We start from the raw sequence: 20,528 nt of genomic DNA, 5'->3' as shown, positions 1-20,528 counted from the left end.
TGCCACGCTGCTGGGCGCGATGCCGGCCGCCGCGCAGGAATCGCCGCCGGCGCCGCTGACCGCCGCCGGCAACCGCGCCGGTGAGAATGCCGTCCGCCAGGCCGGCGATGCCTTCGGCACCGTCATTGGCCGCGAGGAAATCGGCCTGTACGACGACGACAATGTGCGCGGCTTTTCACCCCGCGTTGCCGGCAATGTCCGCATCGCCGGGCTCTATTTCGATCCGGTCTTCTTCCCGTCCGACCGGATCAGCGGCTCCACCGTCATCCGCGTTGGCCCGACGGTGTTCGGCTCGCCCTTCCCCAGCCCCACTGGCGTCGTTGACTTGGGCCTGCGCGTGCCCGGCGACACGGCCGGCGCCAGTGTGCAATTGTTCGTGGACAGTTTCGGCACGCGCACGCTGGAAGCCGATGTGGCGCTGCCGCTGTCCGACCGTCTCAGCCTGGGCATCGGCGGCACCATCGACCATGATCATGCCGGCGACGGCACCCGCGACTATTATTATGAAGGCGCATTGATCGCGCGCTGGCGGCCGGCACCGGGTATCGAGTTCGTGCCCTTCGTCAGCCTCGCCACCACGCCGTTCCACGAAGCCGCGACCATCTATCTCCCGGCCGGCGAAACCCTGCCACCGCGGCTGCCGCGCGCGTTCTGGAACGGCCCGCGCTGGCAGCGGACCCGCGAGACCGAGCTCAACGCTGGCGGCGTGCTGAGCGCGGAATTGGCGCCGGGCTGGGGGCTGAAGGCCGGGCTGTTTCGCTCCTCGGTGGCCTATTTCGAGGATTTCACCAACCTGCTGACCGACGTGCAGCCTGATGGCAGCGCCCGGTCCGAGGCCATCGTCGATCCGCCGTTGCTGTTTGCCTCCACCAGCGGCGAGGTGCGGCTGACGCGCAGTTGGCGCGACGGCAAGCGCAGCCACCAGTTTCACCTGGCCGTGCGGGGCCGCGACGCCCGGCGGCGCTTCGGCGGGGCGCAGACGGTCGATCTTGGCCCGACCACGCTCACCACGCCGATCACCGCCCCGCAACCCGCCCCCGCCTTCAGCGAACAGGAACGCGACCGTTTCCGGCAATGGACGCTGGCCGCCGGCTATGAAGGCCGCTGGGACGGCGTGGGCGAGCTCTCCCTGGGCCTGCAGCGGACGGACTATGCCAAGCGCATCGGCCTGCCCGGCGAGGCCCCGCTTGCAACCAGCACGAGGCCGCTGCTGTTCAATGCCAATGTCGCCATCAGCGTGACGCCGCGGCTGGCCCTCTACGGCGGCCATGTCACCGGGCTGGAGGAATCGGGCGTCGCGCCCGAAAACGCCGCCAACCGCAACGAGGCGCTGCCGGCCATCCGCACCCGGCAATGGGATGCCGGCCTGCGCTGGAACCCGGTGGGCGATCTGCGGCTGGTCGTCGGCCTGTTCGAGGTGGCCAAGCCCTATTTCAACCTCGATCCCGCCAACAATTTCCGCCAGCTGGGCGAAGTGCGCAACCGCGGGCTGGAAGCCTCGTTCAGCGGCGCCGTGACACCCAGCCTCAACGTCGTGGCCGGCGCCGTGCTGCTGTCGCCGCGGGTGACGGCCAACTTGCCCGGTGTCGGCCGTCGGCCGGTTGGCGCGATCAACGCGACCTACACGCTGAACGCTGACTGGCGGCCGCCCTGGCTGCCCGGCGTGTCATTCGACATCAGTGCCTGGCACGTCAGCAGCCAGACCGCGACCGTGTCGAACCTGGTCGCCATTCCGGCCAACATGTTCGTGGAAATCGGCGGCCGCTATCGCTTCAAACTCGCCGGCGCCTCTGCCACGCTGCGCGTCGAGGTGGAGAATCTGTTCAACCGCCAGGGTTATGAGCTTTATGGCGCCGGCGCCTATCGCCCGATCTGGGGCCGCGTTGGCGTCGCTTATCTGACTGTCGACCTCTAGGCCTGCTCCCCTACGCATTTTGTTGCTGGACTTGGGCTGGCACGCTGGCCAAGAGCGGAGGATGACAGGGGGAAAGAATGCGGGCCGGGCTGCGGCCATGGCCGGCGTATGGCTGCTTGGCGTGCCGGCATGGGCCGTGCAGCCAGCCCCGCAGCCCAACGACAGCTTGCCGGCGCCCGTCGAACCACCGGTGGCCGATGAGCCCGACACCACGCCGCCCGTCGTCGCTGCCACCGGCAGCCGTTCCGCCGAAAATGCCGTGCGCCAAGCCGGGGACGCTTTTGGCACCAGCATCGGCCGCGAGGTTTCGGGCCTGTACAACCGCGACCGGGTGCGCGGCTTTTCGCCCGTCGTCGCCGGCAATGTCCGCATCGACGGTCTCTATTTCGATCCGATCGTCACGCCATCAAGCCGGCTGGTGCGCGCCACCACCATCCGGGTTGGCCCCTCAGCGCTGGGCAGCCCGTTTCCAGCGCCCACCGGCATCGTCGATCTCGGCCTGCGCCGGCCCGGACGCGAAGCCGCGGCCAGCCTGCTGATCGGTTACAACACGTGGAACACACCGACCGCCGAGTTCGATGCCAGCCTGCCACTCACCTCGACGCTCAGTGTCGGCGTGGGCGCTGGCCTGCTGCTGGAAAACGGCTTCAACAAGACCCGCGATCACAGCTACGAAGGCGCGTTCATCGCGCAATGGCAGCCCTCGGCCCGCTTCAGCTTGCTGCCTTTCATCAACGTCAAGGAAACGCCGCTCGACGATCACGGCCCGATGTCGGTGCCGACCGGCAATTTCCTGCCGCCACGCCTGCCCCGCCGGCAGTTCTTCGGGCCCTGGTGGTCGCGCGGCGGCGATACCGAAATCAACGCCGGCCTGTTGTCGGACTGGACTCTGGCGGATGGCTGGCAGCTGCGGGCGGGCCTGTTCCGCTCGCAACGGGTGGTCAGGGGCCAGTTTGCCAACGTGGTGCGCATCGCATCGCCCGATGGCACCGGCACCCAGCGCATCACTGGCGATCCCGCGCTGTATAATGGCTCCACCAGTGGTGAAATCCGGCTGACCCGCTACTTCAGCGACGGGCCGCGCCTGCACCAGGTGCATGTCACCGTGCGCGGCCGCCAGTCCTATCGCCGTTTTGGCGGGTCCGACGCGGTTGATCTGGGCATCGTCAACATCCTCACCGCTGCCCCCGACGTGCCGCCGCCGCTGCTGACTTTCGGGCCGCAGCAGGATGACAATGTGCGGCAATGGACTGGCGGCATCGCCTATGAAGGCCGCTGGGCCGGGATCGGCGAACTGTCGGTGGGCGTGCAGAAGACCGATTACAGCAAGCGCATCGGCCTGCCCGGTGCCATCACCACCACCGCTGCCTCGCCCCTGCTCTACAACATCACCGCGGCCGTGCACGTGACGCCCGGTCTCTCGCTCTATGGCGGGGCCGTCACCGGCCTGGAGGAATCGGGCGTCGCTCCCGGCGTCGCCGCCAACCGCAACGAGGCGCTGCCGGCGATCCAGACCCGCCAGATCGATGCCGGCCTGCGCCTGTCGCTGGGCGGCGAGATGCGGATGATTGCTGGCCTGTTCCAGGTATCGAAGCCCTATTTCAACCTGGACGTGAACAACCGCTTCGACGTGCTGGGCGAGGTGATCAACCGCGGCTTTGAGGCCAGCATCGCCGGGCCGCTGACCCCGGAGCTGTCGCTGGTGGCCGGGGCCAGCCTGCTCTGGCCGCGGGTGACCGGCGATGCCGTGGCGCGCGGGCTGGTCGGTCACAAGCCGGTGGGGGCGATCGGCGAGCGTTTCGAGCTCTCCGCCGACTGGCAGCCCGGCTTTGCCCCCGGCCTGTCGCTGGACCTGAAGCTCTCCTACCGCTCACCGGAAATTGCCACGGTCAACAATCTCGTCTCGGTTCCCACCCGCACGCTCATCGATCTGGGCGGGCGTTACCGGTTCAAGCTGGCGGGCAACAACGCCGTGCTGCGCGTGCAGGCCACCAATTTGCTCAGCGCCCAAGGCTTTGAACTGCGCAGCGCCGGCGCCTACACGGTGCTGCCGGGCCGGGTGACCCAGGCCTATCTCACCGTCGATTTCTAGCGCTGTGCCCGCCAATTTGGCTTGCAGTTGGCCGGCAAAGCGGCAAACGCAGGGACAATGAGGGCCGCCGCCATCCTGACCACCAGCGCCGTGATGGCGGCCGCGTCGCAGGCACAGCAGGTGCCGCCCGCAGACGCCGTGGTGGCCGCCACCGGCAGCCGCGCCGCCGAAAATGCCGTGCGCCAGGTCGGCGATGCCTTTGGCAGCACCATCGGCCGCGAGGTGATCGGCATCTACAACCAGACGAACGTGCGCGGCTTTTCGCCGATCGCTGCCGGCAACGTGCGCATCGACGGCCTTTATTTCGATCCAGTCGTGCCGCCCAACACCCGCCTCAGCCGCACCACCACCATCCGGGTTGGCCTGTCCGCACTCGGCAGCCCGTTCCCGGCGCCGACCGGCCTGGTGGACTTCGGCTTCCGCCGCCCCGGCGACAAGGCGGCGGCCAGCCTGCTGCTGGCGACCGACGAATGGGGCACCGTCAACGCCGAGATCGATGCGGTGCTGCCGGTCAATGCCACGCTCAGCTTCGGGCTTGGCGCGTCGTCGCGTCTGGAAAATGGCCTTGATCAGACCCGGGAAGACAGTGTGGGCGGCACGCTGACCGCACGCTGGAACCCGGCGCCTGGCCTGACGCTTGTCCCCTTCGTCAGCGTGCTGCGCCAGTGGCTCGACGACCACCGCCTCACCTTCCAGACGGCCACGGAATTCCTGCCGCCGCTGCTGCCGCGCCGCCAGCGCTTCGGCCCGGACTGGGTGAACGGCCAGGGCCTCGACATCAACGCCGGCCTGCTTGCCGACTGGCAGGTGGCGCCCAACTGGCAGCTGCGCGCCGGCCTGTTCCGCTCCTCCCGGGTGCGCGACCGGCAGATGACCAATCTGGTGCGCAACCTGCAGACCGATCGCACCGGCACGCAACGGGTGATCGTCGATCCGCGTCTGAACTTTGCAGCCGTCTCTGGCGAGGTCCGCCTCACCCGCCAGATCGACGAAGGCCCGCGCCGTCACCTGATCCACTTCGCGGTGCGCGGCCGCAGCGGTGACCGGCGCTTTGGCGGATCGGACGCGCTGGAACTGGGCCCGGTGCAGATCGACACGCCAAGCCGGGTGCCGGAGCCGCCGTTCAATTTCAGCCCGCAGCAGTTTGACGATGTGAAGCAGGTGACCGGCGGCATCGGCTATGAAGGCCGCTGGCTCGGGGTCGGCGAACTCGCCGCTGGCCTGCAGTGGACGGACTATCGGAAACGCATCGACCTGCCGGGGGGCGGCGTACAGGCCACCAACGACCATCTGCTGCTCTACAACATCACCATCGCCGCCAACATCACGCCAGCGCTGGTGGTCTATGCCGGGGCGGTCAATGGCCTGGAGGAAAGCGGCGTCGCGCCGGGCAATGCCGCCAACCGCAACGAGGCGCTGCCGGCCATCCGCACCCGCCAGATCGATGCCGGCCTGCGGCTGGCGATTACCGACCAGATCAAGCTGGTTGCGGGCGTGTTCGACATCACCAAGCCCTATTTCAACCTCGATGCCAACAATCGCTTCGATGTGCTGGGCGACGTGGTCAACCGCGGCGTCGAAGCCAGCATCGCCGGGCCATTGACGCCCACGCTGAGCATCGTGGCCGGTGGCGTGTGGCTGTGGCCGAAGGTGAGCGCCCCCGGCGCCGTGCCCGGCCGCATCGGCGAGCGGCCGGTGGGCGCCATCAGCCAGCGCGTCGAATTCAGCGCCGATTGGCGCCCGCCCTTCGCGCCCGGCCTGTCGTTCGACACCCGTATCGCCTATCGCAGCAGCGAGACCGCGACGGTCAGCAACAGCGTCGCCGTCCCGGCGCGCACCATCGTGGATCTGGGCGGCCGCTATCGCTTCACGCTTGCCGGCAACGCCGTGCTGCTGCGCATCATCGTCGCCAACCTGTTCGACAAACAGGGCTATGATCTGCGCGGCGCCGGCGCCTATGGCCCCATCCCCGGCCGCCAGGCCCAGGCCTATGTCACCATCGATTTCTGAGCGGACCCTGGCCAGCGAGGCCGACACGCGCGCTGTTGCGGCCGCGTTGGCCGCCGTGCTGCGCCCCGGTGATGTGGTGGCGCTGTCAGGCGATCTTGGCGCCGGCAAATCGACGTTCGCCCGTGCTGTCCTGCGCGCGCTGGGCTGGACCGGCGATGTGCCGTCGCCCACTTTCACCTTGGTGCAGCCTTATGAGGATCTGCCGGTGCCGGTGTGGCATTGCGATCTTTACCGGCTCGAGCACCCGGCCGAAGCCGATGCGCTGGGCCTGTTCGAAACCGATGCGGCGCTGCTGATCGAATGGCCGGAGCGGCTGGGCCATCGCCTGCCTGCCGATGCGCTGCACCTCGCCCTCTCCGGCAGCGGCGATGCACCGCGCCGCTTGACTTGGCGCGCGCCGCCGGCTTGGGGAAACCGGTGGCCAGCAAACTTGCCGAAATGATCCCGCCGCCCGGCACCGGCGCCTTCCTCAATGCCCATGGCTGGGGTGGTGCCGCCGTGCGCCCATTGGCCGGCGATGCCAGTTTCCGCCGCTATTTCCGGGTGGTGCTGCAAGGCCGCACCGCCGTGCTGATGGACGCGCCGCCCGACAAGGAAGACAGCCGTCCCTTCCTCGCCATCGGCAGGCATCTCGATGCGCTGGGCTTTTCCGCACCGCAGGCCCTGGCCACCGATCTCGATCAGGGCCTGGTGCTGCTGGAGGATTTTGGCGATGGCCGGGTGAACCCGGTGCTGGCCGCCGACGCCAGCAACGAGCGGGCGATCTACGAAACCGCCGTCGATATCCTCGCCGAACTGCACCGCCACCCGCCGGCTGACGTGCCGCCCTACAACGAGGCCGAACTGCTGCGCGAAGCCCGGCTGTTTCCGGATTGGTATCTGCCCGCCGTCGGCCTGGCCGAAGCGCCGGGCTACAACGAGGCGTGGGCGCCGCTGTGGCCAGCCCTGTTCACCCATCCGCCGGTGCTGGTGCTGCGCGACTATCATGCCGACAATCTGATGCTGCTCGACCGGCCGGGCCTCAAACGCCTCGGCCTGCTCGATTACCAGGACGCGCTGGCCGGCCACCCGGCCTATGATCTGGCCAGCCTGTTGCAGGATATCCGCCGCGTCGTTTTGCCGGACCTCGAAGCCGCGATGATCGCCCGCTATATCAGGGCGCGGCCGGGTCTGGATGAAGCGGCCTTCCGCACTGCCTACGCCATCCTGGCGGCACAGCGGAACATCAAGATCCTCGGAGTCTTCACCCGCCTCTATGTCCGTGATGGCAAGCCCAGCTATCCGGCCTTCCACCCGCGGCTGTGGGAACTGGTCAACGCCAATCTCGCGCACCCGGCGCTGTCCGGCGTGCAGGCCTGGTTTGATGCCAACGTGCCGGCCAGCGCCCGCCATGGTGTGGAGGTGAAGTGATGGGCAAGGCCAGTCCGCCACTCAGCCTGAAGCCGCACATCGACTGCGACCTGCCCACCAGCGCCATGGTGATGGCCGCCGGCCTGGGCAAGCGCATGCGCCCCCTCACCGCCACCCGCCCCAAGCCGCTGATCGAGGTGGCCGGCAAGAGCCTGCTCGACCGCGCGCTGGATGGCGTCGCCGCCGCCGGCGTGGAGCACGCCGTGGTGAACGCGCACTATTTCGCCGACCAGATCGAAGCCGCCGTTCGCGCCCGCAAGGCCCCGGCCCGCATCGACATCTCGGATGAACGCGGGCTGCTCTTGGAGACCGGCGGCGGCATCACCAAGGCACTGCCGCTGCTGCAGGGCCCGGAATTCTACACCATCAACGCCGACAATATGTGGATCGACGGCCCCGTCGACACGCTGCGCCTGCTCGCCCAGCGCTGGGACGCCACCGCGATGGATGCGCTCCTCTTGCTCGTCCCGCTCTCTCGCGCCCATGGCTATGAAGGCCGCGGCGATTTCCACATGGATGGCCTCGGCCGCCTCACGCCGCGCGCCGGCATCCGCATGGCCCCCTTCGTCTATTCAGGCCTGCAGATCATCAGCCGCGCCCTGTTCGATGGCGAACCGGTCGAGCCCTTCACCATGTGGCGCGCCTGGAACAAGGCGCTGGAAAATGGCCGCATGTTTGGCATCAGCCACCCCGGCCTCTGGTTCCACGTCGGCACCCCGGCCAGCATCGGCGAGACCGAAGCGCTGTTGCAGGAGGTCTGAGGCTCAGGGCCGGCCACGCACATAATCGATAACCAGGGTCGAAACGGCGCCGGCCCGCACCGCGTCCGGCGCCATCTCGATCTTCTTCAGCTCGTTGCTTTCATGCATCATGGTCTGGTCGGTCAGGTGCGGATTGCCCTTGCCCTGCGGGTCGATGAACAGGCTTTGCCCGCCGGCATCGACCACCGAGTAGAGCGCCGGATGATCAGGATCGATCTCCATCAGCCCCACCCAGCCTTCGCCGCCGTTGTGCGGCGCCATCACCGGCCCCAGTTTCAGCACGGCTGACAGGCGGGGCGGATCGGGATCGTCCGGCAGCACGGGCCGGTCCGGGCGCTGGGCCGCCGGATCATAATATTTCCAGAAGATCGGCCACTTCCACTCGGCCATGGCCTTGCCGGGAAATTCGGTGCGCAGTTGTTCCACCGTCGCCTTGATCGAGGCTGCCAGCAGCTGGTTGCGATCCCGCCTGTGGAACCAGTCGAACGCCAGCGGCGCGCCCGCCTTCTCACCCTGCAAGGCGCGCAGCAGCAGGCTGGTCTGATAGCGCAGGTAGCGGTCGTCATCGACGCGCCGCCACCAGTCGCCAATGCTGTCGCCAAAGATCATCGCCGGCGCCACGGTCAGCCACTGGCGAAACAGCGTCAAGCCGGCATTGTCATAGCGCTGATCGGCATCGCGATCCGCGTAATAGCCGTCGAACGACAGCATCAGCGCGCCCGCCTCACGCACCTCCGCATCGTTGCTGGCAGCCATCGCCGCCCTTATATAGGGCGCAAAGAAGGCCGGCTGCGTCTGCGTCCGGTCGCTGGCCCCCATCGCGCTGAAGATCGCCGCGTTAAACGCCCGCATGTCGAGCAGGGTGATCGCCCGGGCCGATGCCGCAAGGCTGTTGCCCGCCCAGGTACGGAACGCCGCGCCATTGCGCGCTTCGGTGCCTTCCGGGCTCCAGGTCGTCGCCTTGCTGTTCCAGGCGTGGAGATAGGCCTGCTTCGGATTGCGCACATGCGGCTGCTCGGCCGGCGTCAGATACCCTTGCAGCTCATGATCACCAGTGCCTGGAATCGGCAAGCGCGGATCAACGCCCGCCGGCAATTTGGGCAGATTGCCGGCCTCCCAGAAGCCGATCTGGCCATCGGCGCCACCGTAGCAAATGCCCAGGTTCCAGCCCATGCGGTTGACGCCCTTGGCCTCGAACTCGTCGATGCTGCGGGCCCGGCCCATCTCGACAATGCCGACCCAGTTGTCGATCTCCCGGCCGCGCATGGCAAAGCTGTGGGAGAAGGCGATGTTGTTGGCGCTGTCCCACTGGATGACCGGGCCATGCACGGTGCGCGCCACCTCGTGGGTTACCGGCGCCGCGCCTTTCACCAGGATGATTTCGGTGCGGTGCTCCATGTCGCGCCAGCTGCCCTTGAACCAATATTGCAAGCGATTTTTCGGGTTCAGCTTTTCGGCAAACACCGAATTGGCCTGCGCCACGCCGGATGTGAGCAGCCAGCCATGCTGCACGCCGCGGCCCATGAACGGCGGGCCATAGGCGTTGAAACTGAAACCGGCCTGATCAAAGCCGCCGCCGCGCAGATGGATTTCCGGGCCATCGGCGGTCGCCTCCAGCATCAGCACGCGGCCGCTGGCGGATTTTTGCGGGCCGATCACCAGGCAGCGGCTGGCACCTTGCGGCGGTTCAGCCGGTGCGGGTGCCGCTGGTGATGCGCTGAGATCAACCCCGCCCGCCTTGAGTGACACCGGCCGGTCCACCGGCACCAGCCGCGCTGGCGCCCGATCCTCGCCGGGCGCAATGACGGTGGGTGAATCCGGATCGGACACCGGCACGACATCGTTGAAGATCTGCCAGCCAGCCCGTTCGCCATGGCGTTTGATCATCGCGTTCAGAAACGCCAGATTGGCGATCTCATGGGCATCGCGGCCGCCAGGCACCGAGGCGATGTAGCCAAGATAATCCAGCAACGTCCACGGCGTCGGCCTTATGCCCCAGCGGATGAATTCCAGCGGCGTCTTGCGCTCCGGATCGGCCATCACCTCGGCCACGGCGCGATTGATGCCATCGACATAGGCCAACATCATCGCCTGATGCTCGGCCGGGATGGCGTGATACATGCGCAGCAATTCGGCATCGGGCAGCCGCCGATCCCGCGCCGTCCGGTCCCCCGCCAGCGCCGACGCCCCCACAATCTCCGCCCGCCGCCCCGCCGCCCCGCGCCGCTGCAACTCCATCGCCGCCAGCCGATCCTGCGCCAGCGCATAGCCGGCCCCAAACATCACCGCCGCCGACGTTTGGGCAAACACATGCGGCACACCCATGGCATCGCGGTGGATGGTGACCGGCTCGGCAAGCGCCGACGGGGCAAACAGCGCCAGACCCGCCACGCCAAGCATCACCCTGACCGATCTGCCCGAACCCATGCCGCCCCCCGCCATCACCCCAAGCCCGAACGCCGGGCCGGGTCATGATGACAGGCTTTGCCGACACAGGACAGCGGGTGGCCGGCAGCAGAAAGTTGGCCTCCGGCGGGCAGGGTCGCAGACCCTGCACCCGTTTGTTTTTGAAGGGAAAACCTAGTGGAGTTGGGTGCCAGTTCCCTTCCCGGGATAATTCACGCAATTCGCGCAAAACAAAAAAGGGCAATTGCCTATCCAAGCTAATCTAAACCAAGAATGGGCTGCATTGATCAGTGGTCGATCGCCGAGGCCAAGGGGTGACACTCACCAATTTTCTGGCATTTTGATCAGAGCCATGATTAGCTTCCCATACAAGATTGGAGCTTCTGATGGGGGCGGCTTTAGTTTTTATCGGCGTCGGCTGCATGATCGCCGCGATCGTGGGAGGCGGCGTTAAACTTCAACAGCTTGAGGTAGGCCAAGTCACTTCTCTTTGGCGCCAAAGTGTGCTCGGCATTTTTGGCTTATTGGTGTCGCTGGCTGGGTTTGCAATCAATCAGAACTATTTTCACGATTTGAGTATCGGCGTGCCTGCCACGCTCCCCAAAGATGTGGATTCTGGCGCACAATCAAAACAAGACACCAATCAAGCCACCTCTCGCGCAGAAAAGTCAGCGGCTAAGAGCGTTTCGGGAATTACCGCTAATTCTGCAAAGCCAAAAGGCTCAAAGACGGAATTGATCCCAGTTGAAAACTCTCCTTTACCTACGGAGATTGGACCTTCGAGCAATAACGATACAGAATCTACACGCGCGCCACTCACAATGAGAGACCAAAACGGATTGCCAGTGGTCGACGTTTCCGGGCTGTGGGCCGACAAAGGCGGACATAGAATGAATTTTACTCAGGAAGGCGCGATTGTAAAAATTAATGGCGGAGACGAGCCTAGCTCTGCAGAGCTTTGGACAGGCATCGGTAATCTCTACAGGGAAACACGTATCCAGTTTAGCCTCAACATGGGACCGTCAAAGTCCGACTTTTGCCGCGGCCCAACGTACCAAACCACAATGAAACTAGTTTGCACGCCGGACGCCGGCATCACGTGGCGCAACATGACCCTACGGAGGCTGAGCCCACCTTAAGTGTTGTCTTCCAGCATGGCGCGCCCCCCAGGGCGCGTTGAACATGTGCAATAAGAGGGGGCTAATCTCGGCCCTTGGTTGATCTGAGCGCCTCGCTCATTGCAAACGGGTGCAGGGACTGCGTCCCTGCCCGCCGGAGGCCTCTCTTTCTCTTCCGAAACAAAAGGGCCGCCGCTTCAGCGAGCGACGGCCCTTCTGTTTCGCAGCGATCGCTGATTACAGCTTGCCGGTCAGTTCTGGCACCAGCGTGAAGAGGTCGCCGACCAGGCCGACGTCGGCCACCTGGAAGATCGGGGCTTCTTCGTCCTTGTTGATGGCGACGATGATCTTGGAATCCTTCATGCCGGCCAGGTGCTGGATCGCGCCGGAGATGCCGACGGCGACATAGAGTTCGGGGGCGACGATCTTGCCGGTCTGGCCGACCTGGTAGTCGTTCGGCGCGTAGCCAGCATCGACCGCGGCGCGGCTGGCACCGACGGCGGCGCCGAGCTTGTCGGCGAGCGGATCGATATATTCGTGGAACTTCTCGCTCGAACCCAGCGCGCGGCCGCCCGACACGATGATCTTGGCGGCGGTGAGTTCGGGGCGGGCGGACTTGGTGAGTTCGGCGCCGACGAAGCTCGACGTGCCGGCCGAACCGGCGCCGCTGACGGCTTCAACGCTGGCGCTGCCGCCCGACGTCGCCGCCTTGGCGAAGGCGGTGCCGCGCACGGTGATCACCTTCTTGGCGTCCGACGACTTCACGGTGGCGATGGCGTTGCCGGCGTAGATCGGGCGGGTGAAGGTATCGGGGCCTTCCACCGACAGGATCTCGCTGATCTGCGCCACATCGAGCGCGGCGGCGACCCGCGGGGCGATGTTCTTGCCGCGGCTGGTGGCCGGCGCCACGAATGCGTCGTAACCGGCCATCAGGCCCGCAACCAGCGGGGCGACGTTTTCCGGCAGGGCGGCGCCATAGGCGGCATCATCGGCGACCAGCACCTTCGACACACCAGCGATCTTGGCGGCTGCATCGGCCACCGCGCCGCAACCGGCGCCGGCCACAAGAATGTGCACGTCGCCGCCCAGCTGGCCGGCGGCGGTGACGGCCGCCAGCGTGGCGTCCTTCAGTTCGCTGTTGTCGTGTTCAGCCAGAACAAGCGCGCTCATGCCACCGCTCCCATTTCCTTCAGCTTCGCCACCAGTTCATCCACCGATTTCACCTTGATGCCGGCCTGGCGCTTGGCCGGTTCGGTCACTTTCAGTGTGGTGAGGCGCGGGGTCATGTCCACGCCGTAATCGGCCGGCGTCTTGTTGGCGATCGGCTTGGACTTCGCCTTCATGATGTTGGGCAGCGAGGCATAGCGCGGTTCGTTGAGACGCAGATCGGTCGTCACGATCGCCGGCAGCTTCAGCGCCACGGTTTCAAGGCCGCCATCGATTTCGCGCGTCACGTTCACTGTGTCGCCCTGCGGATCGACCTTGGAGGCGAACGTGCCCTGCGCCCAGCCGAGCAGGCCGGCGAGCATCTGGCCGGTCTGGTTGGCGTCGTCGTCGATGGCCTGCTTGCCCAGGATGACCAGGCCCGGCGCTTCTTCAGCGACGATGCCGGCCAGCACCTTGGCGACGGCCAGCGATTCGGTTGCAACATCGGTCAGCACCAGGATGCCGCGATCGGCGCCCATGGCGAGCGCGGTGCGCAGCGTTTCGGTGCACTGCTGCACGCCGACGGAGACGACCACGACCTCGGTGGCGATGCCCTTTTCCTTCAGGCGGATCGCCTCTTCAACGGCGATTTCGTCGAAGGGGTTCATGCTCATCTTGATGTTGGCGAGTTCGACGCCGGTCTGATCCGACTTCACCCGCACCTTGACGTTATAGTCGACCACCCGTTTGACGGGGACAAGCACCTTCATGGCCAGCCTTCCCAAGCTTCGCTGCTGTGAACCCTGCCCTTGGCCGATGCCGTCACCATGGTCAAGGCCCAAGTTTACGTTAACGTCAACCTGTCGCCCTACAGGGCGCAAACCCTAGCGATTTGCACCGGGAACCCAGAGCACATCACCTGTCGCCGCGTTCTCCACGCGGGCCAGCACGAACAGCAGATCGGACAGCCGGTTGAGATAGTGGCGGGCGGCGGCGCTGATCTCGTCGCCCGCCGCCACGGCGTCGCGCTCGGCGCGGCGCACGATGGTGCGGGCGAGGTGGAGGTGGGTGGCGCTGGCAGTGCCGGCGGGGAGGATGAAGCTCTTCAGCGGCTCCAGCGTCTCGTTGGCAGCGTCGATCTGCGCCTCCAGCCAATCGACCTGCGCCGGAACGATGCGCAGTGCGCCCTCAACGCCGTCGGGCGTGGCGACATCGGCGCCGAGGTCAAACAGGTCGTTCTGGATGCGCGACAACAGGCGATCGGTGGTGGCGCTGGCAGTCAGGCGGGCCAGGCCGATGGCAGCGTTGGCTTCGTCCACGCTGCCCATCAGCACCGGGCGAAGGCTGGCCTTGGAGACACGGCTGCCGTCCACCAGCCCAGTGGAGCCATCATCGCCGGTGCGGGTGTAGATGCGGTTCAGCCGAACCATCGCAACCTCGAAAGCGGGCTTCAGCCCGGCCGGTTGATCAGGAACAGGATGACGATGAAGAAAATCGCCAGCGCCTGCAGGGCGACGCGCAGGCTCATCATCCGGTTGGATTGTTCGCCGGTCACATCCTGGCCGCGCGCCATGATGATGATGCCGCGGGCCAGCACCGCCAGCGTGGCGACGGCCGAGGCGACCATGAAGAAGACGAGAGTCGATTGCATGGGGGAAGGTCTATCACCCTTTCCCCGGCTGAACAGCCGCGATCTGGGGGGTGCGGCGGTTGGCCCCTGCGACAGGGGCCAACCCCTGCCCGATCAGGCCGCGACGGCGCTGCGGCGGCGGCGCAGGGCGGCGCCGGTGAGGCCAAAGCCGATGATCAGCATCGCCCAGCTCGCCGGCTCCGGCACGGCGGTGATTTCCTGCACTTGGACAGTGAGGTTTGCAAAGCCCAGGGTCTGCACCGGCAAAGCGCCAATCTGCGTCGGCGAGGTCGGGTTGCCGCGGCGGAACTGCAGGCTCATGAACGGGTTGGTGCCACCGGGGTTGAACAGGAAGGACGGGAAATCCGGGCGCTGGGTCACATCGGTGACCAGCGTGGGCAGATTGTTGATGTCGCCCACCCGGGTGCGGCCGAAGGCCAGGCTGTTGAGGAAGATGTCGCCCGGCAAGCCGAAGATGTCATAGCTGCGGGTCAAGACGCCGCCGGGAAAGCGGGCGCCGCTGCTGATCGTGGCCTGGTCCAGCCGGCCGTTCGGGTTGGCCGGGCCGGCACCGCCGTTATCGACCAGGAAGATGTTGCCGAGATCATTGCCGTTTCGCACCAGCGCCACGCCGCCGATGCCGATAGCCCCCTGCTGCACCGAGCCAGACCACAGCCCACTGGTGCCGAAGCCGCCCGCCGGTGCGCCCTGGGTGAAGGTGGCCAGCGAAGTATCGACTTCAAAGGCGGCGAACATTGCGGCACCCGCGAGTGCAGCGACTTCCGCGATACCGGTGCCGCCAGGTGGGACGGGCGCGGCAATGGCCGTGCCCTGCACGGTGATCAGATATTTGGCGGCGCTGGCCGGCGCCGAAATCGAAATGGCAGCCGCACAAATGGCAGCGCAAGCAACGGCAACACGCATGAATATACTCCCCCGGTTGGGCCTGGACCTGCCCATTTGCCCTGAATAATCAGGCCGGAATGGCATTTCAATACATAAATTGTTAAGGATATCTGACCGGGTCAATCAGGGCCGCACGCAGCACTGCGGGATCGGTGCCGGCGGCCCGCAAGGCGGCAAGCGTTTCGCCGCGGTCGCGCTTGGCCAGCCGTTTGCCATCGGCGCCCAGCACCAGCTTGTGGTGGTGATAGCGCGGCGCGGGCAGGCCGAGCAGGGCCTGCAGCAGGCGCTGGCCGTGGGTCGCTTCGAACAGGTCCACCCCGCGCACCACGTCGGTCACGCCCTGCGCGGCATCATCCACCACCACGGCCAGCGCATAGGCGGTGCCGATATCGCGCCGCGCCACGACGAAATCGCCCTGTGCGGCCGGATCGGCCGCCTGCAGCCCGGCGAAGCTGTCGTGCCACGCCAAGGGCCCGGTGATGGCCAGCGCCGCGGCAACGTCCAGCCGCCAGGCCGGCGTTTCCTGGGGCAGCCGGCGGGCACGTTCATCGGGCGCAAGATGGCGACAGGTGCCGGGATAGATCGCCGCTTCCGGGCCATGCGGCGCGCTGGCGGCGGCCGCGATGTCCGCCCGCGTGCAGAAACAGGGATAGGCGACGCCCATCGCCACCAGCCGGTCAAGCGCTTCCGCGTAGACCGGCCCGCGCGCGCTCTGTCGCCAGACCGGGCCATCCCAGTCCAGCCCGAGCCAGGCCAGGTCTTCCAGGATCGCGGCTTCATATTCGGGCCGGCAGCGGGTGGTGTCGATATCCTCGATGCGCAGGATGAAGCGGCCGCCGGCCGCCCTCGCCAGCCGCCAGGCCAGCAGCGTCGACAGCGCGTGGCCGCGGTGCAACAGTCCGGTGGGCGACGGCGCGAAGCGGGTGGTGAGGGGCAACTTATCCACGTTATCCACAACGAAATCCGGTATTGTCATTGGCCTGACATACAATCTGTTGTAAAGACTGGGGTTACATGGTGTGGCCGCGCAGCGCGGCCCTGGAGCCACTTTCGGCTCTTGTGCGACTGGGCCCGTGTCAGCGTTGGCCGCCCCGCAGTTGGGGAGGCTTTGATATGCTGACGGCGGAATTGCTCGAACAGAAATTCGTGACCGAGCGCAGCCTGATTTCGCCCGAAGCCTGCCCGGCGCTGGTGCTCAACGCCGATTACACCCCCCTGTCCTACTACCCGCTGTCGCTGTGGCCGTGGCAGACGGCGATCAAGGCCGCCTTCCTGGAACGGGTGGACATCATCGCCGAATATGACCGCGAGATCCGCTCGCCCAGCCTGCGCATGAAATTGCCATCGGTGATCGCGCTGCGCCAATATGTGCGCCCGGCCAGCCACCCGGCCTTCACCCGCTTCAACCTGTTCCTGCGCGACCGTTTCACCTGCCAATATTGCGGCGTGCCCGGCGGCGAACTCACCTTCGATCACGTTATCCCGCGCGCCTATGGCGGCCGCACGACGTGGGAGAATGTCACCACTGCCTGCGCGCCGTGCAACCTGAAAAAGGGCGGCCGCACCCCGGCCGAAGCGCACATGCACCTGCTGTCGCGTCCGGGCCAGCCGACGACCCACGAACTCCAGTCCAACGGCCGCGCCTTCCCTCCGCATTATTGCCACACCACCTGGCGCGACTATCTCTATTGGGACGTGGAACTGCTGGCCTGAACGGGTTCGACTGTTTTCTGCTTGACCGCACGGCGGCGCTGCGCATGCTGACGGCTGATCGTGCAAGGAAACAGCGTCATGGCCGCCCTGCTGAAACTGGTGGACGAAGACTTCGGCCGCCCGCTCGAAGAGCGTCGCCCGGCCGGCGAGCTGAGGCTCGCCAGCCAGCGCACCAGCGCCCGCGCCATCATCGCCGCCCGCGTTGCGCAGGAAGTGGTCCTGATCGCGGAACGGTCCCAACAGTCCTCGGGCACGCGCTCCTTCCTGATTGCCGCGGGACCGGAAGAACAGGCGCTCAATCCGCAGGCCCCACGCCGGCCGGTGCGCCGGCTTGATGCGGCAGCCGAAACCGAACGCGCCTGCGCCGCCTTTGCCAAGCGCCGCTTCATCCTGCTGGTCGACGATGTCCAGCTCGATGGCCTGGATGACGAGGTTGGTTTCGGCGAGGCCAGCGAGGTGATCTTCCTGCACCTGTCGCCGCTGAAGGGTGGTTGATGTCGTTGCTCGGCAGACTTAGCGCGATGCTGCGCGGCCCGGCGTCGCTGCCCGACGCGTCTGAAGTCCGCGATGCCCACGCCCTCGTCAGGACCATCTGCAGCGAGGCGATCGCCGCCAGCGATCATTGGCAGAAGAAATTGTCGGACTCGCCGGCCTGGTTGGCGCTGAAGGATGCCGCGCCAGACGTGCAGGTTGCCGTCACGATGGCGGCAGCGGGCGGATACCAGGACGCAACCGGATCCCGCAGCGGCAACAACTATCATGCCGAGGCTCTCTGCACAGCCATGTTGACCCAGTTGCTGCGCCGCAATCTGCCGTTCAGCGCCAGCGTGTTGGCCCGGCTGCTCTCCATGTGGACGCAGCAGCGCTATGGGTTGGAGTTCGGCTTCCCAGGCCGATCGGTACTGAGTGCCGTGGAGCGGTTTGCCGAGCAGCAGCCGCTGGATGGCGAACTGCGCAGCGTTCTCACCACGCTGCGCAAGATGGCCAACCGGGGCAATTACGGCGGGGCGCCCACCAAGGCCATTCGCGAAATCGCCGATCGGATTGACCGTCTGCTGGACGGTACAGCCAATGTGCCGGCGCTGCCGGCTGGGGCCTTTGCCACCGGCTGGCAGGCGTTCGTCGTCACCCGGCCCGCCGCCGAACAGCCGCACTGGCAGGCACTGGCCGTCCAGTGTGCCAGCAGCGCCGGCAAGACCCAACCCAGTGGAAAGTGGCAGGCGGCCGGCACCACTGCAATGGTCGCGCTGGATCAGGGCGTGCTGACCCAGACGCTCATCCATCTGTTGGCCAGCACCATTCCCGATCCGGCGCGGGTGGACGACAGCCTCGACCTGCTGAAAGGCCTGGTCTGGCTCGCCCCGCAGCTCGATCACGCCGCGCTCGCCGGGCCGGTAGGCCGCTTTGCCGAATTCTGTTTCCGAAAGGTGCCCAATCACGGCGCGCGCTCGATCAGTCTGGGCAATGCCGCCTTGTGGGCGCTGTCGGCCATGGCCGAGGGCCCGCATGCCGCTGCCGAACTGTTCCGCCTTGCCGAGAAGATCAAATATCCCTCCGCCCGCGCGCAGATCGCCAAGCGGCTGGCGGCGCTGGCCCGGAACAGCGGACAGAGCCTGGCCGCGCTGGAAGACGTTGGCCTGCCCGATCATGGCATCGATGCCGCCGGCATGCGGGTGGAACAGATCGGTGAGGCCAGCGCCCGCATCCGGCTGACCGCGACCGCAACCGATCTGGCCTGGCATGATGCCGCCGGCAAGCCGCTGAAATCCGTGCCCGCCGCCGTGCGCAACCAGCACAAGCCGGAACTGGCCGCCGTGCGCAAGACCGTGGCCGATATCGAGGCAGCGCGCGCCGGCCAGGTCGCCCGGCTCGAGGCCAGCTGGATCGAGCGGCGGGACTGGGCCTTCGCCGACTGGCAGGCGCATTATCTTGGCCATCCCGTGCGGCGGCCGATCGTTGCGGCGCTGATCTGGGATGTGGGCAGCACGGCGGTGTTGCCGGTGGATGGCCGCCTGGAAACGCTGGACGGCACCGCCCTCATCCCGGCACCCGATGCCCGGGTGCGCCTGTGGCACCCGCTGCTGGCTGATCCCGCCACCGTGCTGGCCTGGCGGCAGCGCATCATCGCTGCCGGCCTCACCCAGCCGATCCGCCAGGCGCATCGCGAAATCTATGTGCTCACCGATGCCGAGCGGCAGACGGCGATCTATTCCAACCGGTTTGCCGCGCACATATTGCGCCAGCACCAGTTCCGCGCGCTGTGCCTGTCGCGGGGCTGGGATTATCAGCTGATGGGCCAGTTCGACAGCTGGAGCCTGCCGAGCCGGCCGCTGCCGGCCCATGGCCTGACCGCACAGTATCAGGTGGAACCTGTTGGCGATGGCGCCGCCAGCGCGAGCGGCATCCTGCTGCACTTGGCCAGCGACCAGCTGCGCTTCGTTGGAGCCGATGGCGCGCCGGTGCCGTTGGAACGGATCGATCCGTTGCTGTTGTCTGAAGTGATGCGCGATTGCGATCTGTTTGTCGCCGTGACCAGCGTTGCCAATGATCCCGGCTGGACCGATGGCGGGCCGGGCGGCCGTTTCGGCCAATATTGGCTGGACCATGCCTTTGGCGAACTCGGCCAGTCAGCCACAATGCGGCGCGAACTGATCGCCCGCATCGCGCCACGCCTCTCGATCGCGGCGCAACTGGAGATCGGCGAGCGCACGCTGATCGTGACCGGCAAGCGCCATCGTTACGCCATCCACTTCGGGTCTTCGAATATCCAGATCCTGCCCGCCAATCGCTATTTGTGCATCGTCCCCGATGGGGCGCCGGCCGAAAGCCGCAATTTGGCGCTGCCCTTTGCGGGCGACAATCTGGTTTCGATCATCCTGGCCAAGGCCTTCCTGCTGGCCGATGAAAGCCGCATCACCGACAGGACCATCCTCTCCCAGCTCTGAGAGCTGGCCAGCGGGATTGCATTGGCAAGTCAGGCGATTATCCTGATCCGGGCAAGCGGGGGCGCTTTCGATATGACTCATGTCATCGACCATGGCGGGCAGTTCTGGCGCAATTACCATGGCAGCGTTGCGCATGATGTGGCGCAGCTGTGCGAGGTCCGGTTTGATGCGCCGCCGGGCGGCATGATCGACATATTGGCGGCGACAGCGCGGGCGCTGGCGCAGCATCTGGGCCAGGCGCGGGTGACCGGCGAGACGGTCAACCCGGCCGGATCGGCGTGGTCGTTCACCGATCTGGTCGCCGGCAGCGATTGCCTGCTGGGGCTGCGGGTGGGCGATGGCGGGCCCATTGGCGACCACGGGCTGGTGTGGCCGGTGGCGCCGGGCCAGTGCCGCATCGCCGATCCGGAACGGCTGGCGCTGGTTTGGGGCGGCACCCGCATCGGCCAGCTGAACCGCGCACTCGCCGCGCGCGG

18 protein-coding genes are annotated in these 20,528 nt (G+C 66.7%); 11 read left to right on the top strand and 7 right to left on the bottom strand.

Going from position 1 to position 20,528, the window contains the following annotated elements; genetic code table 11:
- The 6 genes from GJ693_RS06090 to GJ693_RS06065 all read left to right on the top strand — a co-directional run.
- Positions 1–1,915 (top strand): TonB-dependent receptor domain-containing protein (locus GJ693_RS06090; protein WP_156255438.1); only part of this gene is annotated, 1,915 nt, incomplete at its 5' end.
- 97 nt (positions 1,916–2,012) lie between these two features.
- Positions 2,013–4,007, top strand: coding sequence for a TonB-dependent receptor (locus tag GJ693_RS06085; RefSeq protein ID WP_156255437.1), 1,995 nt, complete (start codon positions 2,013–2,015; stop codon positions 4,005–4,007).
- 57 nt (positions 4,008–4,064) lie between these two features.
- Positions 4,065–6,017, top strand: coding sequence for a TonB-dependent receptor domain-containing protein (locus GJ693_RS06080; RefSeq protein ID WP_156255436.1), 1,953 nt, complete (start codon positions 4,065–4,067; stop codon positions 6,015–6,017).
- On the top strand, positions 5,998–6,459 hold the full coding sequence (gene tsaE, locus GJ693_RS06075; RefSeq protein ID WP_156255435.1) for a tRNA (adenosine(37)-N6)-threonylcarbamoyltransferase complex ATPase subunit type 1 TsaE: 462 nt from the start codon (positions 5,998–6,000) through the stop codon (positions 6,457–6,459). The genes GJ693_RS06080 and tsaE overlap by 20 nt, the downstream gene beginning before the upstream one ends.
- On the top strand, positions 6,456–7,427 hold the full coding sequence (locus tag GJ693_RS06070) for an aminoglycoside phosphotransferase family protein (RefSeq protein WP_156255439.1): 972 nt from the start codon (positions 6,456–6,458) through the stop codon (positions 7,425–7,427). Before tsaE ends, GJ693_RS06070 begins: the two co-directional genes overlap by 4 nt.
- On the top strand, positions 7,427–8,188 hold the full coding sequence (locus GJ693_RS06065; protein ID WP_156255434.1) for a nucleotidyltransferase family protein: 762 nt from the start codon (positions 7,427–7,429) through the stop codon (positions 8,186–8,188). Before GJ693_RS06070 ends, GJ693_RS06065 begins: the two co-directional genes overlap by 1 nt.
- A 3-nt stretch (positions 8,189–8,191) precedes the next feature.
- Here the strand turns inward: GJ693_RS06065 and GJ693_RS06060 are convergent, their stop codons facing one another.
- On the bottom strand, positions 8,192–10,630 hold the full coding sequence (locus GJ693_RS06060; RefSeq protein ID WP_235902687.1) for a penicillin acylase family protein: 2,439 nt from the start codon (positions 10,628–10,630) through the stop codon (positions 8,192–8,194).
- 386 nt (positions 10,631–11,016) lie between these two features.
- On the opposite strand from GJ693_RS06060, the gene GJ693_RS06055 reads away from it, so the two are divergent.
- Positions 11,017–11,733, top strand: coding sequence for a hypothetical protein (locus tag GJ693_RS06055; RefSeq protein ID WP_156255432.1), 717 nt, complete (start codon positions 11,017–11,019; stop codon positions 11,731–11,733).
- A 216-nt stretch (positions 11,734–11,949) separates the two neighbouring features.
- On the opposite strand, the gene GJ693_RS06050 is transcribed toward GJ693_RS06055, so the two are convergent.
- The 6 genes from GJ693_RS06050 to gluQRS form a co-directional block, all read right to left on the bottom strand.
- Positions 11,950–12,882 (bottom strand): electron transfer flavoprotein subunit alpha/FixB family protein, encoded by a 933-nt coding sequence (locus GJ693_RS06050; RefSeq protein WP_156255431.1) that lies wholly within the window; start codon positions 12,880–12,882, stop codon positions 11,950–11,952.
- Entirely contained in the window at positions 12,879–13,628 is a 750-nt protein-coding gene (locus tag GJ693_RS06045) for an electron transfer flavoprotein subunit beta/FixA family protein (RefSeq protein WP_156255430.1), read from the bottom strand. Before GJ693_RS06045 ends, GJ693_RS06050 begins: the two co-directional genes overlap by 4 nt.
- 114 nt (positions 13,629–13,742) lie before the next feature.
- Positions 13,743–14,288: a cob(I)yrinic acid a,c-diamide adenosyltransferase gene (locus GJ693_RS06040; protein WP_156255429.1), complete on the bottom strand. Its 546-nt coding sequence runs from the start codon at positions 14,286–14,288 to the stop codon at positions 13,743–13,745.
- A gap of 20 nt (positions 14,289–14,308) precedes the next feature.
- The gene (locus GJ693_RS06035; protein WP_156255428.1) at positions 14,309–14,509 is read right to left on the bottom strand and encodes a twin transmembrane helix small protein; all 201 of its coding nucleotides are present in this window, start codon (positions 14,507–14,509) and stop codon (positions 14,309–14,311) included.
- A 93-nt stretch (positions 14,510–14,602) separates the two neighbouring features.
- Positions 14,603–15,412, bottom strand: coding sequence for a PEPxxWA-CTERM sorting domain-containing protein (locus tag GJ693_RS17455; protein WP_235902685.1), 810 nt, complete (start codon positions 15,410–15,412; stop codon positions 14,603–14,605).
- A gap of 82 nt (positions 15,413–15,494) precedes the next feature.
- Entirely contained in the window at positions 15,495–16,370 is an 876-nt protein-coding gene (gene gluQRS / locus GJ693_RS06025) for a tRNA glutamyl-Q(34) synthetase GluQRS (RefSeq protein WP_197041992.1), read from the bottom strand.
- 137 nt (positions 16,371–16,507) lie between these two features.
- Between gluQRS and GJ693_RS06020 the strand changes: the two genes are divergently transcribed.
- From GJ693_RS06020 to GJ693_RS06005, 4 genes are all read left to right on the top strand, one after another.
- Positions 16,508–17,107 carry an HNH endonuclease gene (locus GJ693_RS06020; RefSeq protein WP_156255426.1) on the top strand — a complete coding sequence of 200 codons (600 nt, stop codon included), beginning with the start codon at positions 16,508–16,510 and terminating at the stop codon, positions 17,105–17,107.
- 78 nt (positions 17,108–17,185) lie between these two features.
- Complete coding sequence (locus GJ693_RS06015) at positions 17,186–17,602, top strand: hypothetical protein (RefSeq protein ID WP_156255425.1); 417 nt, start codon at positions 17,186–17,188, stop codon at positions 17,600–17,602.
- 5 nt (positions 17,603–17,607) lie between these two features.
- Entirely contained in the window at positions 17,608–20,052 is a 2,445-nt protein-coding gene (locus GJ693_RS06010) for a DUF4132 domain-containing protein (RefSeq protein WP_207789950.1), read from the top strand.
- Positions 20,053–20,124: 72 nt separating this feature from the next.
- Positions 20,125–20,528, top strand: a 404-nt coding sequence (locus GJ693_RS06005; protein WP_156255423.1) for a hypothetical protein, incomplete at its 3' end; no start/stop codon positions are given.

The sequence above is a fragment of the Sandarakinorhabdus oryzae genome (assembly GCF_009733735.1).
Taxonomy (GTDB): domain Bacteria; phylum Pseudomonadota; class Alphaproteobacteria; order Sphingomonadales; family Sphingomonadaceae; genus Sandarakinorhabdus; species Sandarakinorhabdus oryzae.
This window is presented reverse-complemented; position numbering and strand designations above follow the sequence as displayed.